Origin of the sequence: Agrobacterium vitis (assembly GCF_014926405.1) — a bacterium.
In the GTDB taxonomy this organism is placed as follows: Bacteria; Pseudomonadota; Alphaproteobacteria; order Rhizobiales; family Rhizobiaceae; genus Allorhizobium; species Allorhizobium vitis_H.
In genome coordinates, this window is record NZ_JACXXJ020000001.1 from 143,466 (window position 1) to 156,770 (window position 13,305).

Below are 13,305 nucleotides of genomic sequence, written 5' to 3' on the forward strand. Positions count from 1 at the left end.
GCCTGATGGGTAGCGTCGGTGGAAAGTTGAACGATGAAGGACGATGCAAGGAAACGAGCGCGCAAAAGGCTTGACGAGCGTCTTCGCGGGCTGCAGCCGGCGGAGAGCTTCAGGGCGCCGCCGAAAGGATGGGTCCGGGCGTTGCGCGACGCGCTTGGCATGACCGGGTCGCAGCTCGGCTCGCGGATGGGAATCCGGCCCCAGACCGTCGAAGCGATCGAGAAGTCGGAGGCATCCGGAACCATCCAGCTCAGCACCTTGCGGCGTGCGGCAGAGGCGCTCGACTGCACGCTGGTCTACGCATTGGTCCCGAATAAATCGCTCGAGGCCGCCGTGACCGAACGCGCGCGCAAGATCGCAATGCGCGAACTCCAGCGGGTCGCGCATACGATGCGCCTGGAGGCGCAGGGAACGGGCGATGACGATCTCGAAGCCCGCGTCCAGGCCTACATCCGCGACCAGCTTTCCGAGCGCGATCTCTGGTCACAAAAATGACGGACCTTTTCCAGGAACCAGAGGACGCAACACCGCTTGAGCCGCAGGAGCGCGAGGGCCTGCTTCAAAGCTGGATCACCCACAGGCAGGATCTCAACGAGGCTGAACAGGAAAATATCGTCGAGGGCGCAGCCTGGGCTCGCGGACGACGGCGCATGCCGGTCGGCAGGATGCTGACCGAAGACTTTATGCGCACATTGCACCGACGCATGTTCGGCGAGGTCTGGCAATGGGCAGGCAGCTTCCGAACGACGGAGCGCAATATCGGCATCCAGGCCTACCGAATTCCGGTCGAACTCACGGCGCGGCTCGATGACGTGCGGTATTGGGTCGAGCATGAGACCTTCGAAGCCGACGAGATCGCAATACGTTTCCACCATCGCCTGGTCGCCATCCATCCGTTTCCGAACGGCAATGGACGTCACGCTCGGCTTGCCGCCGATCTGCTCGTGGAAAAACTGGGCGCCGAGTCCTTTAGCTGGGGTAGCGGAAGCCTGGGCGACGTGGGAGATCTGCGCACGCGATACGTCGCGGCACTGCAAGCCGCGGATAATCACGACATCGCGCCTCTCCTCGAATTCGCGCGCAGCTGAGCGCAAAGGTCCTCGTTCCAATCCTCGTGGTGGGGGCGATGGCGCTCAAACCCGCAGTGGGCGTCCCGGGCAATTGCTTCCAATCGATCAGCGTAGACATTGCCTTGCGCGTTATTGTCCGTGGCGGCGACCACCGACATACCCTTCCGCGCCGCCAATAAACGGATCGCCGCATCGGTGGCAGGGGCCCAGCCGCCGCCGGTACTGACATAGAGGCTATCGCGCCGATTACTCTCCAGCGCGGCAAGGCTCATGGCGTCGATGGCAGCCTCCGTCACGCAAAGGCGCGGCGCATGGATCGCGCCGAACCTGAACAAGACTTTCGCCCCGCCGGTCGAAAAGCCGCGCCATTCCGGCCCGCGCTCCTCCCAGCCGGTGACGGCGCCCTCGCTGTCACGGTGCGCGGCCCACATACTGCCGCGCGGACCTTCGCGCACGAGATCATACCGGATCGCTGCGCGGATGGTTGCTTCAGGAACGCAGCGTTCTTCGCAGAGATAGCGCCAGGTCATCGAGCCCGGCCACGGCTTGCGGCGCTTCGTCCATCGTTCCGAAACGCTGGGCGGCGGCTCGATCTCGCGTGCAGCGTGGGTCCAGACCGGCTCCTTCGGGACGAAGCCGACCAGCGAGGCTACATGGTAGAGGGCTTCGACAAAGGGCACTTGGTCGAGATGCTCGACAAGACCGAACACGTCACCCTTGGCGTCGGACAGCGGATCGAACCAGCCTCTGCCCTCGTGAATCACGATGATTATGGCCCCGCCGCCGCGGTATTTGACCGCCCTGCGGGTGCTCTCCTTCAGGTCGATGGCAAACCCAGCCTTCTCCAGCACGGCAGCGCATTGCACCCGATCCCGGAGGTCTTCCAGTTCCTTCTTTTCCATTTTTCTTCCCGACGCGCATTGCGTCCGTCCTTCTTTCTGTTTCCATTTCCCCGCACCCGGCGGAGCCCTCTCCGGACGCCGCGAAGAGCAAAGGAGGCAAGGGCGCGGCTGGCAAGATGACAATCTGCACCTTGGGCCACCGCCCGGGTGCCAGCAGCGGCGAAGCTTCCCTTGCCGCCTGCGGCTCGCAAGCGGCACCAAAAAGGCGAGAAGGGTCTCAATGAGACCCGCCCGGAACGTATTCGTGCACGATCTCCAGATCGTCTTCGTCGTCGAGTTCGTCGCTCGGCAGAACGCCGAACTCGTTACCGGACCTAAAGAGCGTGACCGGGACCATCAGGGTGCGGGCGAGCTGGAATGCGTGGTTCTGGGCGAGGGAAAGATCTTGCTTCATCTGAAGGCTCCATCTTCGGAGCGGGCCAATCCCGCTCGATGGCTCCGTCAGTGTCCAACCCTGGTCGCGATCACCGCGAAGGGCATCGCCCAAGCGGCCGCAGCTTGCTAGCGGACCCCTTGAGGGTTGATCGTGGAAGATCCAGGGATGGACCAGGAAGCCATCGCATGAGAGCGGGATTGGTCTGCTTCGGCGTTGGTGCGGTATCGTAACAGATGTCCATCCATTCGCTGCCGTGACCTGCGGCTCGCCTCGAGCACTTGGGAAGTTACCGCTTCGGCTCGCAGCGACACGTGACCGCATGCCTTTGCGCCATTAGAACCAGGATGCCGATGTGAGACCGAAGCGTCTGTGAAACCTTTGGACCATGCAAATCTTGTGCTGCTAAAAACATAGTGTAGATTCTACCTCTATCGTCCGGAGGCCATTGAGAATGTCAGCAACAACAACGTTCCCAGAACCATCCGCGTCGCAGTTGCGTCGAGTGGAGCTTCTCATCTTTCCGCTGCGGACTTTTGTCGTGATCGCAGCGCTTTGGCTGGTTCACTGGATGTGGGCAAATTTCTCGCTGAGCGACGTGACCGTCCTGTACCAGGTTGCGATCTGGCTCAGCATCATCCTTGCCACGCTGAGCGTCATCCGCACCGCCATAACGATGCGGGCCGAGCCTGGACACGTGCTGTTGCGCGACGCAAAGCGATCGCTGAATGCCTGGGCGACGCTGCGCAGCGGTCAATGGAGGGCACTTGTGAGGGACGAACAACGACCGGGCCTGCGGACTGCGGCGTTGACAAACAGGCAGTCCGAACCGGCGCCCCTCTCAAAAGTCGCGATCCTGCGCCTGATCGAACTCCTCGTCTTCATGCCCATCAGGTTCGGATTGGTTCTTGCCGTATATTCCGGGTATCGTAAAGGGATGGAAATCCTCGATCCTCATGGCAGCCTGGTCCCTGTCGAGCATCAGCTCTGGCCCGCGGCGGTCTTGATCGCGGTCGTCCTGTTCTTCCTCGGTAATCGGATGATCTCGGTCCTGCTGGCGGATGAAAGCAGCCGCCATCTGCGATTGGCGCGTCGCGTGTACACGCTCATCGCACCAAGCCGGGATTGAGTATCGACCGGCACGGAAGCCACAGCTTAAATCGGAAGTGAGACGCCATCCTCTCTGTTCTTGCATGGCTGCACTGCACAAAATTTGTTTGCACATCGCACAAAATTTACTCATTAAGCCTACAGCTGATGCACACGATGGTCTCCTCCCAGTTTCCATCGCACCAGCTGTTCCCCTCTGGAGGTTTTGACCTTCACACCTTAATGGGCCTCGGTTTTCCGATGGCCCTTTCTTTTTGCGACGCCGCTGTGGCGGCCCACTTGCCCTCGCGCAGCACGGCCACCCTAAGCGTTCTTCTGCCGGAAAAATCCATTCGCGGACAGGCTCGATCGTATAAGCGATCCGACATGTGTTCCTGTGGTCGAGGAACAGACAGCCGCCAGCCACAGTCTCGCGCGGGAAGCAGCGGCGCTGTTCGAATTGCTTGAACAGTTCACGTTCGATGATGTGAGCCGTACTCCTCTCCCTTCAAGCCGGGTTGTCAGGCAGCCCGTCCCCGCCACTCCGATGCGGGCCTGCTCGGGATCGGGGGCGTATGCCAACCCGCGGATCGGCCGCGCTTGCGACGAAAGAAGCCCATTGGGAAGAATTCCAGTGGGTAGGTGGACCGAAACATCCCTTTTTGGGGGGCAAGGGGCAAGCTTAAGGAGCGAGATCCCGACATTGCCGTCCGGGCGCCCTCTTTTCGTTGGTTCGCTCCGGAGGATGCCTCGCCGCCAGCATTTCGGCTTGAGGGGTCTTAGTGAAAATTCCGCGCCTTCACCTTCAGCGTGTCAATATGAATGTCTCGGGTGAACATGTCCCGCGGGCGAGCGATCGGCTTCGGCTTGTCGCGCGGATCCGGCCCGCCACCATGGACAAACTCATCGCCTCTGCCCGCCGGTAGCTTGAACTCAGCATCACGGTCCGCCAGTGCGGATAGATCGCCCGACAAATCGAACAGCTGCTGCGCGACGAGATGCACCACCTCGCCTTCGCGCTGGATCCGACCATTGATCGCCATCATGCTTGATCCAAGCACAACACGCCTGCGTTTCTCGAACAGCGATGGCCAGACGACGATATTGGCAGGGCCAGTCTCGTCCTCGATAGTGATGAACATCACCCCTTTGGCAGATCCCGGTTTCTGGCGAACGAGAACGAGGCCGGCGGTAAAAACCGAACGGCCGTCGCGGCTGCTCATTGCCTCCTCACAGGTAATGATGTTGCGTGTCGCGAGATCTTTCCGCAGAAAGGCGATCGGATGCTGCCGTAGCGTCAATCCGGTATGGCTATAGTCCTCGATGACGTTATGCCCGTCGGTCATATGGCGCAGCACGACCTCCGGCTCCTGCTGTTCGGCAATCGTCGCCATCTCGCGCTCGGCCGCGGCAGCAAACAAGGGCAGAGGTTCATCGCGCAGCGCCCTGATGGCCCAGAGCGCATCACGCCGTTCAAGCTTCAGGGACGGCCGGTAGGCATCGGCCTTGGCGAGCTGGACGAGCGCTTCGGTCGGAACACAGGACCGGCGCCACATGTCGTCGACAGATTGGAAATCGCTATTCATCCGGGCGGCAACGATCCGGGCCGCATCCGCGATGGCCAGCCCCTTCACTCGCCGGAAACCGAGGCGCACCGCGTGCCGATCGGTATTGCCGATGCGTTCAAGCGTGCAGTCCCACCGGGATCTATTGATGCAAACCGGCCGCACCTCGACGCCGTGGGCTCTCGCGTCGCCGACAATCTGCGCCGGCGCGTAAAAACCCATCGGCTGCGAATTGATGAGCGCCGCGCAAAAGGCTTCCGGATAATGGCATTTGATGTAGCTCGAGGCATAGGCGATCAGCGCGAACGAAGCCGCGTGGCTCTCCGGAAAACCATAGGAGCCAAAGCCTTCGAGCTGGGAGAAGGTCTTTTCGGCGAATTCCGGCGCGTAGCCGTTCCTCACCATGCCGGAGACGAGTTTGTCCTTGAACTGCGAGACGCCGCCGGTGAACTTGAAAGTCGCCATCGACTTGCGCAGCTGGTCGGCTTCGCCACCGGTAAAGCCGGCGCAGACCATCGCGACCCGCATCGCCGACTCCTGAAACAGCGGCACGCCGAGCGTCTTGCCGAGCACCGCTTCCAGCTCCGGCGTCGGATATTCGACTGCCTCCTTGCCTTCTCGCCGGTGCAGATAGGGATGCACCATGTCCCCCTGGATCGGACCGGGCCGGACAATTGCGACTTGTACCACAAGGTCGTAGAAGGTCCGGGGTTTCAACCGCGGCAGCATCGCCATCTGCGCGCGGCTTTCTATCTGGAACGTGCCGAGCGTATCGGCCTTGCGGATCATCGCATAGGTCGCAGAATCCTCCTGCTCGATTTTCGAGAGATCAAGATCGCGGTCCTTGTGCTCGCGGATCAGATCGAAGGCCTTGGCCATGCAGGTCAGCATTCCAAGCGCCAGGATGTCCACCTTCATGAATTTGAGGGCTTCGACGTCGTCCTTGTCCCACTCGATGATCTGGCGGTCCTTCATCGTCGCCGGTTCGATCGGCACGAGATCGTCGAGCCGATCATGAGTGAGGACAAAACCGCCGGGGTGTTGGCCGAGATGGCGCGGGGCGCCCATCAGTTGCTGTGCGAGCTTCAAAGTCAGCACAAGACGCCGGTCGTCTGGATTGAGATTGAGCTCGCGGACATTGCGATCGCAGACCTCTTCCGACCAGGACCACATGCCGGATGACAGCGCCTTGATCACGTCCTCCGGCAGGCCGAGCGCCTTGCCGACATCGCGGATCGCGCCGCGCGCCCGGTAGCGCGTCACGGTGGCGCAGAGCGCTGCCTTTTCTCTGGTGTAGGTGCGGTAAATCCACTGGATCACCTCCTCGCGCCGCTCGTGCTCGAAATCGACATCGATGTCCGGCGGCTCGTCGCGCTCCTGGGATACAAAACGCTCGAACAGAAGGTCGTTGGTCGAGGGATCGATGCTGGTAATGCCGAGGATGTAGCAGACGGCACTGTTGGCGGCGGAGCCCCTCCCCTGGCAGAGAATGCCTTGAGACCGGGCATAACGCACGATCGAAAAGACGGTCAGAAAATACGGGGCGTATTTCATGGTACGGATAAGATAGAGCTCGTGCCGCACGACCTTCAACACGTCGGGCGGTAGTCCCTCCGGATAGCGGTCGGGCACGCATTGCCAGACATAATGCTCCAGCGAGGCCTGAGCATCCTTGCCCGGCACGATCGCCTCCTCCGGATATTGGTAGGTGAGTTCCTCGAGCGAGAACGTGCAGCGACGGACGATCTCCATGGTTCGCGCGAGGGCTTGCCGGTATCGCGGAAACAACCGCTGCATTTCTTCGGGCGGCTTCAGGTAGCGATCGGCGTGGCGCTCGCGTTCGAAGCCGACTTCGTCGATCGTCGTGCGGGTTCGGATGCAGGTGACAATGTCCTGCAACTGCCGGCGGCCCGGCTCATGGAAGAGGACATCATTGGTGACGACCGACCGCACCTTGAACCGCGCCGCAAGATTGGAAATCTCATGCAGGCGCAATTGGTCGTTCTGCCGACGGCGCAGACAAAGCGACACATAGGCGCGATCACCAAACACCTCGGCCATCTTGCGCAGCTGGATCCCGCAGGTGTCATCCGGCAGGTCCGGCACCAGAATGCCGATCATGCCGTCATTGTATGCGACGACGTCGTCCCAGTGGAGGATACAGTTGTTCTTGCCGCCGCGCGACTTGCCGAGCGTGATGAGGCGGGTCAGCCGGGAATAGGCAGCCCGGTCGGTCGGGTAGACCAGCACCGACATGCCGTCGGCCAGATCAAGCCGGCAACCGACAACGAGGCGTAAGCCGGTGGCGCGCGATGCTTCAAGCGCCCGGACGATTCCGGCAAGCGAATTGCGATCGACAACGCCGAGGGCTTCGATGCCGAGAGCCTTCGCGGTCTCGAACAGTTCCTGCGCCGAGCTTGCACCGCGCAAGAACGAAAAATGGGTCGTGACCTGCAGCTCGGCATAGCTCATGCGAAGATCCCGTGCACGAACCAGCGGTGACTTCCGGTTTCAGGATCGATGCCATCACCGGAGCGAAACACCCAGAGACGCTCGCCGGCCTCGTCTTCGATGACGAAATAGTCCCGCACCGCCTCCATCTCCGCGTCGCGCTGCCACCACTCGCCAAAGATCCGCTCGGGCCCATCGGCCCGCTTGACCTTCCGCCGCTTGCCGCGCCAGGTGATCGAAACCGGCGGGCGGTCCGGTAGCAAGGCGATTGCCTCGATCAGCTCCGGACGGGCCAGCAGCCGGACCGGCCGGCGCCAATGGCTGACCCAGGTAACCTCGACCGGATCGGCAGCAGGACTGATGCGCTGGACGGAGCGCTCTGGAACGTCGGAGGCAACCGGTGCCACCCGATAGACGCGCTGCCCGCGGTTGCCGTAGATATCGATCAGCGGCGTCACGTCCTTCACTTCCTCCTCGACCAGCGAGGAAGATTTCTGGCGCTCCTCCAGGGGCTCAGCCATCACCGCGACCAGAGTGAGCTTTTCGATCCCGAAGCCCGGCTCGATCTTCTCCGTCCGGTCGCGAAACAGCTTCGTCAGCCAGGCGACGTCGCGCACCGGCTTCACGGTGCCAGCGCGGATCGCCTGCCGTGTGCCATCGACCTTGTCGACGATCAGGTCGGCGCGCCGGACACCAAGGCCGCGCCTTTGCAGCTCCTCGATCAGTTGCACGACCAGCCGGCCGACATATTTGTTGATGGTTTCGGCAGCACCGATCGGTTCGGCGAAGGCGCGGCTCACCTCGATGAGCTCGGCGGTGCGGATCGGATCGATCGGTTCGCAGGCGCGGCCAAACATCTGGTCCAGCCGCCGGCCAATCTCCGGGCCGAAACGAAGGGTCAGCGGCGCGCGCGGCGTGTTGGCCAATTCGCCGACGGTCTGGAAGCCAAGCGTGCGCAGATCACTGACGACTTTCCCGGGAAGGCGCAGCAACGATATCGGCAGCTTCTCGACGGCGCGGACGGTCTCACCTGAAGGCACTATGACCGTTTCGCGGCTGATGGCACGGGCGCAGGCGTGTGCTGCACCCCAGGTGTCGGCGATCGCGACCCGGGGAGTGAGTTTCCTTGCCAGGAACTGATTGGCGATCTTCGTCACCATCGGCAGCTCTCCGCCCTGCAAGTGATCGGCACCCTCTGTGTCCATGACGATGCCGTCGATCCCATCGACCGCGACGATCGGGGAATAAAGCGTCAGCGCCCAGAGGGTGATGCGTTCGAGTGCTGCGGCATCCATAGCAGGATCCGCATCGACCAGCATCAGGCCGCGAAACAGCGCCTGTGCTTTCGCAGCCGGCATGCCGACATGAACGCCGGCTTGTCTGGCGGCTGCGTCGGCCGCCGATACCCAGCGTTTCGAGCCGCTCCTGGCGATCACCGCGATCGCCTGTTCAGGCGGAATGGATGGATCGGCGCGACGAATGCGATCCGTCGGCAGATCCGGAAGATAGATCGAGACAACCCTTGTCATCGCACGCCCTCACGAGAAACTCAGCACATTCACCCGCTTTCACGCGCATCAATTCCAGCAACCATTGGGCTCTCCCCACACCCGGCACTGGCAAATCCTCCGATGGCATCACGCTCACCCGCCACCGCGTGGTCGACGCCGTCGGCTGCCCGAAATCATTGGCCTCTGTCTGCCGCCTCCAACGACGCACAGCCAATGCCAGTGTCCCCGTGCGCTCGGCCGCCAGCTGCAGGCGGCGCGAGCTGACCATCGGCAGGCGAACGAGTTCACCGACGACGGCGCCGAGCCCACCAAAGGACAGCCCCTCCTCCATATTGGCGAGCACGTCTTCCTCCGTGTCGGACTCGACGAAGATTATCCGGTCGTGATGCAGTCCGACCTGCGCAAGCGCGGGGAAAAACAGATCTGGTCGCGTCAGACACCACACGATCGGCCCCTTCGTCCGTGCCGCTATGCCGGCTGCAAAAAGAGCAGCGGCCGCACCATCGACGGTGCCCGATCCACCACCGGCAAATTCGTGAAGCGCGCCATGAGCAAGGCCGCCGCCAGGCAGAACCGCATCCATCTCCGGCACGCCAAATGGCAACCAACCGGCTTTTTTCGCCGTGCTGGTTTCGAGCGATGCAATACGCTCCCGCAGATCGCAGATTACCCTTTCGCGGGCAGCAGTCATTGTTCACGGCTCCCTTCAAGGTCGTGTTGGCAGGGCGACTTCATGTCGTGCAAATGTCAATGTTCTGTTTTTGTTCCCATATGAGAAAGGAGTCAAGGCGGCAAAAAACGTACGAGTATTGTTCCGAACATTAGAAGTTCGAGATTCTTCATGAGAATCAGGTGAATAGCTGCGACCAAGAAATTTCGCTGGCTTCTACAGTCTTATGTCCTGATCGGTGAATAGCGGGGACAATATAGGGATAGTCACAGTATTATTAAGGTTTTTCTGATGAACTGGCCGGATGACGAGGCCTCCGAGATCAAAACCCCTCCTGCGCGACACCGAGCCGCCAATCCGCTCAAAGCCGCGCAGGAAGCGTAATCCAGCTCAACCACAGCTCCTCTTCGATCCCATACCTGATCGCGTCGAGCCGGCGCTGGCCCTATTGAAGGCTAAGCCTCCCACCGGAAACGAATGGAGTTGGGAGCTGAAATGGGATGGCTATCGCCTTGCGGTCCATATCGAGCCCCAGCGGATCCGGATCCTTACCCGCGGCGGCCACGACTGGACACATCGGTTTCCGGCCATAGAGCAGGCCGCCCGAGCGCTGGGGCCGGCGACGATGATCATCGATGGGGAAGCCGTCGTGCTCGACGATGAGGGGCGGCCGGATTTCGGGCTGCTGCAGCAATCGCTGGGTGCATCCGGCAAACAAGCTGGCAAGCGCGCCTCCCACGCCGTCCTATACGCTTTCGATCTTGTTTATCTGGATGGGCACGATCTGCGCGGTGTTGAATACCGTTCGCGCCGACACCTTCTCGAGGACACGATAAACGGCCCAACGAATGAAGCCAGCGCCATTCGGATATCAGAAACACTCGATGCCGAGCCAGCTGTCCTGCTTGAGCATGTCTGCCGCCTCGGCCTGGAAGGCATCGTCGGCAAGCGCCTCGATCAGCCCTATCGTTCGGGCAGGACCGGGGATTGGGTGAAAGTCAAATGCGTACAGAGCGAAGCGTTCTTCATCGTCGGCTATGAGAGGTCGACGGCATCCCCTGCCGGCTTCGGCTCGTTAGCGCTTGCCGCCTACCGCGATGGCGATCTCGTCCACGTCGGAAGCGTCGGCACGGGCTTCAAGGGAGCCGAGATCATCCGGTTGCGGAAGATGCTGGACACGCTGCGATGGAAGCGAAAGCAGCCGCCCCTGCCCCATTCCGGAACTGCCGACATTGTCTGGGTCCAGCCTACCCTGATCGCCGAGATCGAGTTTCGCGCCTGGACATCGGACGGGAAACTCCGTCATCCGTCGTACAAGGGCCTGCGGGAACGGCAAGACAATGCCGACGTTTACCAGCTCGACTAGCGAAACAAGCGACATGCGCTAGAGTAGCCGTATTTGGTCGAAGCGGAGGGGGTCGCATGTGTAATCTCTATCGGATGGAGGACAAGGACTGGGTTTCAAAATGGGCTCAGGACGCCGAGAGCCTCATCAACCTCATGCCAGCCTATCAAATGAACCCCGATCAGATGGGACCGATTGTCCGCAACTCCGCTGATGGAAGGAGACAATTGGCACATGCGCGTTGGGGTCTTCCCTCGCCGCGGTTCACCTTGGAAAAGGCCGCCAAAGCCAAGGCCGAAAAACTGAAAGCCAAAGGGAAGCCCGCCGATCTTGAAGAGCTCATCCGCATGGAGGCGGACCGCGGCACGACCAACGTCCGCAAGCTCACCTTCCCACACTGGAAACGATGGTTTGGTGTCGAGCACCGATGCCTCGTCCCGGTCACCAGCTTCGCCGAACCCGATCCCGCCAGCCAGCAACCCGGCGGGAACGTGCCGAACGCCTGGTTTGCGCGCGACGAGGAAAAGTCGCTGATGTTCTTCGCCGGCATCCATGTCCCGCAATGGCAGAGCGTCCGGAAGGTGAAGGATGGGCCGACGACCGACGACCTCTATGGGTTTTTGACCACTGATCCCAACAATCTCGTGAAGCCGATCCATGAGAAGGCGATGCCTGTTCTTCTCCTGACCGAAGAGGAGACCGAGGTGTGGATGCAGGCGCCATGGGACGAAGCCAAAGAACTGGCACGACCTTTGCCAGATGATGCGTTGATCATTTCGTCGCGCGAACCGTACGGATCCACGATCGTGTCCAAATCCGGAGAGCCCATTGGGAAATGATCGCGCCAGGATCATGCTCCGTGGTGGAACAGTACGGAGATCGTCTTATCACGACGCATATCAACGACAATTTTGGCGCAACCGATGATCATCTTCTGCCCTTCGATGGGCGGATCGACTGGGAAGCCGTTACACGCGCAATCGCGGCAACAAAATACGAAGCACCGCTCAATCTGGAAACCCACATAGACCGATATGGCATGGCCGAGGGGCATTTTATCAGCGAGCGCACAAAGTTGCCGTTCGACTTGAAGAACAGATTTCGGCCTATCGAGGCATGCCTCGCAATGATCGACAAGCTGGGCAAGTCCGCGGTGTCTTGTGACGCTGTCCTCCGGCGAACGGCATCGTGAGGGGATGCGAAACATTCCTGCTGCTGGAATTCGTTCCCTGTTCGGGCTAGTTATGGCGCTCAGCCCTTCGAGGAACCCAGGAACGGATAGTGGAATATCATATGCTTGAAGTGCAGCAGAGACAAAATCTCAGCGCCGCGGCTACTCGACTCCTGGACTATATCGAGCGACATCCCAATGCCGTGCTCGTCAGTTCTGCTCTCGAGCTAGCTGCGAAGATTGACGCATCCGACGCCACCGTTATCCGATCAATCCAGACGCTTGGCTTCGATGGGCTACCTCACCTCAAGACCGTGATCGCAGAGAAACTCGACGAGGGTGCCCGTACACCGGTAGAAAAGGTGGGCGTGACCGTGAGTGAGTTGACACAGGATGGAAGCCGGCCTCCGCTCCAAATGGTGGTCGAGGCCTATGCCAGGACACTGGAGAGACTGTCGCGACCGGCATTGCCAGAGCAGTTTCAGTCTGCGGCGCACCTCCTGAACGATGCCAGCCGGATCGGCCTCCATGGCGGCGGGCCGCTTTCCCGTCTGGCGCAGCAGACCGCAACGCATCTTGGCCGAATAGGCCGTGCGAATTTCGTGATGGAGGGTACCGGCCACGCCTTCGCCGACGCACTGCTCGGCCTGCAGCCGGGCGATGCTGTAATCCTCCTTGCCTACGGCAAAGTTCACAAGGAAAGCCTTCTCATCAAGGAGGAGCTTCAACGTATCGGTGGAATGCTCGTCGTCATTACCGACAACCCGACTGGTCGCCTCGCGGTCGGTGCTCAGTCCGTTCTGGAAGTACCACGAACCGAGGTCGGCAATATGACGTTCTATGGAACGATCCTGCTCGCCCTTGAGACCCTTGTCCTGTCTCTTACCCAGCTTGGCCCGGACCAGGCCATGGAGACGGCGCGCCGACTTCGCGATTTCCGCAGTGAACTGGATCGCAGAACCTGAAAGCCAGACGCTGCGTCGTCAACACTACGCCAATGATGATCAGGGAAGACCAACAATGACGCCAACGGCCGAAAAGCCGACTGGCCCAAGGAGATCAGCCGATATTTAAACTTGATCGTTATTATCATGAATGGTAACAGCTACTACGCTGTGTAGTGGCTGGGTTCCGGAACACGACGCCATTCCACGGGCA

12 protein-coding genes are annotated in these 13,305 nt (G+C 60.9%); 7 read left to right on the plus strand and 5 right to left on the minus strand.

Annotation, left to right across the window (positions count from 1 at the left end; genetic code table 11):
* Positions 1 to 33: 33 nt before the first annotated feature.
* Together IEI95_RS00675 and IEI95_RS00680 are read left to right on the plus strand one after the other, a co-directional pair.
* Entirely contained in the window at positions 34 to 495 is a 462-nt protein-coding gene (locus IEI95_RS00675) for a mobile mystery protein A (protein WP_156538615.1), read from the plus strand.
* The gene (locus IEI95_RS00680; RefSeq protein WP_156538614.1) at positions 492 to 1,088 is read left to right on the plus strand and encodes a mobile mystery protein B; all 597 of its coding nucleotides are present in this window, start codon (positions 492 to 494) and stop codon (positions 1,086 to 1,088) included. The genes IEI95_RS00675 and IEI95_RS00680 overlap by 4 nt, the downstream gene beginning before the upstream one ends.
* Here the strand turns inward: IEI95_RS00680 and IEI95_RS00685 are convergent.
* A complete protein-coding gene (locus IEI95_RS00685) occupies positions 1,049 to 1,972 on the minus strand; it encodes a DUF3991 and toprim domain-containing protein (protein ID WP_156538613.1) in 924 nt (307 codons plus the stop codon). The two genes, IEI95_RS00680 and IEI95_RS00685, sit on opposite strands and share 40 nt — an antisense overlap.
* Positions 1,973 to 2,189: 217 nt before the next feature.
* Positions 2,190 to 2,366, minus strand: coding sequence for a hypothetical protein (locus IEI95_RS00690; protein WP_194415548.1), 177 nt, complete (start codon positions 2,364 to 2,366; stop codon positions 2,190 to 2,192).
* A 433-nt stretch (positions 2,367 to 2,799) separates the two neighbouring features.
* On the opposite strand from IEI95_RS00690, the gene IEI95_RS00695 reads away from it, so the two are divergent.
* Positions 2,800 to 3,474, plus strand: coding sequence for a hypothetical protein (locus tag IEI95_RS00695; RefSeq protein WP_139093126.1), 675 nt, complete (start codon positions 2,800 to 2,802; stop codon positions 3,472 to 3,474).
* Between the two features lie 739 nt (positions 3,475 to 4,213).
* Here the strand turns inward: IEI95_RS00695 and IEI95_RS00700 are convergent.
* From IEI95_RS00700 to IEI95_RS00710, 3 genes are read right to left on the minus strand one after another with little or no spacing between them, the layout of a single operon-like run.
* Positions 4,214 to 7,471 (minus strand): error-prone DNA polymerase, encoded by a 3,258-nt coding sequence (locus tag IEI95_RS00700; protein ID WP_068950844.1) that lies wholly within the window; start codon positions 7,469 to 7,471, stop codon positions 4,214 to 4,216.
* Complete coding sequence (locus IEI95_RS00705) at positions 7,468 to 8,979, minus strand: Y-family DNA polymerase (RefSeq protein WP_068950842.1); 1,512 nt, start codon at positions 8,977 to 8,979, stop codon at positions 7,468 to 7,470. The genes IEI95_RS00700 and IEI95_RS00705 overlap by 4 nt, the downstream gene beginning before the upstream one ends.
* Positions 8,900 to 9,652, minus strand: coding sequence for an ImuA family protein (locus IEI95_RS00710; protein ID WP_194415551.1), 753 nt, complete (start codon positions 9,650 to 9,652; stop codon positions 8,900 to 8,902). The genes IEI95_RS00705 and IEI95_RS00710 overlap by 80 nt, the downstream gene beginning before the upstream one ends.
* Positions 9,653 to 9,935: 283 nt before the next feature.
* Between IEI95_RS00710 and ligD the strand changes: the two genes are divergently transcribed.
* The 4 genes from ligD to IEI95_RS00730 all read left to right on the plus strand — a co-directional run bounded on the left by ligD (position 9,936) and on the right by IEI95_RS00730 (position 13,112).
* Positions 9,936 to 10,997: a non-homologous end-joining DNA ligase gene (ligD, locus tag IEI95_RS00715; RefSeq protein ID WP_045025189.1), complete on the plus strand. Its 1,062-nt coding sequence runs from the start codon at positions 9,936 to 9,938 to the stop codon at positions 10,995 to 10,997.
* Between the two features lie 56 nt (positions 10,998 to 11,053).
* Entirely contained in the window at positions 11,054 to 11,815 is a 762-nt protein-coding gene (locus tag IEI95_RS00720) for an SOS response-associated peptidase (protein WP_045025188.1), read from the plus strand.
* 20 nt (positions 11,816 to 11,835) lie between these two features.
* On the plus strand, positions 11,836 to 12,168 hold the full coding sequence (locus IEI95_RS00725) for a TIM barrel protein (RefSeq protein ID WP_139093125.1): 333 nt from the start codon (positions 11,836 to 11,838) through the stop codon (positions 12,166 to 12,168).
* Positions 12,169 to 12,257: 89 nt separating this feature from the next.
* A complete protein-coding gene (locus IEI95_RS00730) occupies positions 12,258 to 13,112 on the plus strand; it encodes a MurR/RpiR family transcriptional regulator (RefSeq protein ID WP_194415553.1) in 855 nt (284 codons plus the stop codon).
* Positions 13,113 to 13,305 lie beyond the last annotated feature (193 nt).

Bases quoted from the DNA above. Each gene is read 5' to 3' on its own strand.
- IEI95_RS00675 (WP_156538615.1), top strand. From the start codon at position 34: ATGAAGGACGATGCAAGGAAACGAGCGCGCAAAAGGCTTGACGAGCGT.
- IEI95_RS00680 (WP_156538614.1), top strand. From the start codon at position 492: ATGACGGACCTTTTCCAGGAACCAGAGGACGCAACACCGCTTGAGCCG.
- IEI95_RS00685 (WP_156538613.1), bottom strand. From the start codon at position 1,972: ATGGAAAAGAAGGAACTGGAAGACCTCCGGGATCGGGTGCAATGCGCT.
- IEI95_RS00690 (WP_194415548.1), bottom strand. From the start codon at position 2,366: ATGAAGCAAGATCTTTCCCTCGCCCAGAACCACGCATTCCAGCTCGCC.
- IEI95_RS00695 (WP_139093126.1), top strand. From the start codon at position 2,800: ATGTCAGCAACAACAACGTTCCCAGAACCATCCGCGTCGCAGTTGCGT.
- IEI95_RS00700 (WP_068950844.1), bottom strand. From the start codon at position 7,471: ATGAGCTATGCCGAGCTGCAGGTCACGACCCATTTTTCGTTCTTGCGC.
- IEI95_RS00705 (WP_068950842.1), bottom strand. From the start codon at position 8,979: ATGACAAGGGTTGTCTCGATCTATCTTCCGGATCTGCCGACGGATCGC.
- IEI95_RS00710 (WP_194415551.1), bottom strand. From the start codon at position 9,652: ATGACTGCTGCCCGCGAAAGGGTAATCTGCGATCTGCGGGAGCGTATT.
- ligD (WP_045025189.1), top strand. From the start codon at position 9,936: ATGACGAGGCCTCCGAGATCAAAACCCCTCCTGCGCGACACCGAGCCG.
- IEI95_RS00720 (WP_045025188.1), top strand. From the start codon at position 11,054: ATGTGTAATCTCTATCGGATGGAGGACAAGGACTGGGTTTCAAAATGG.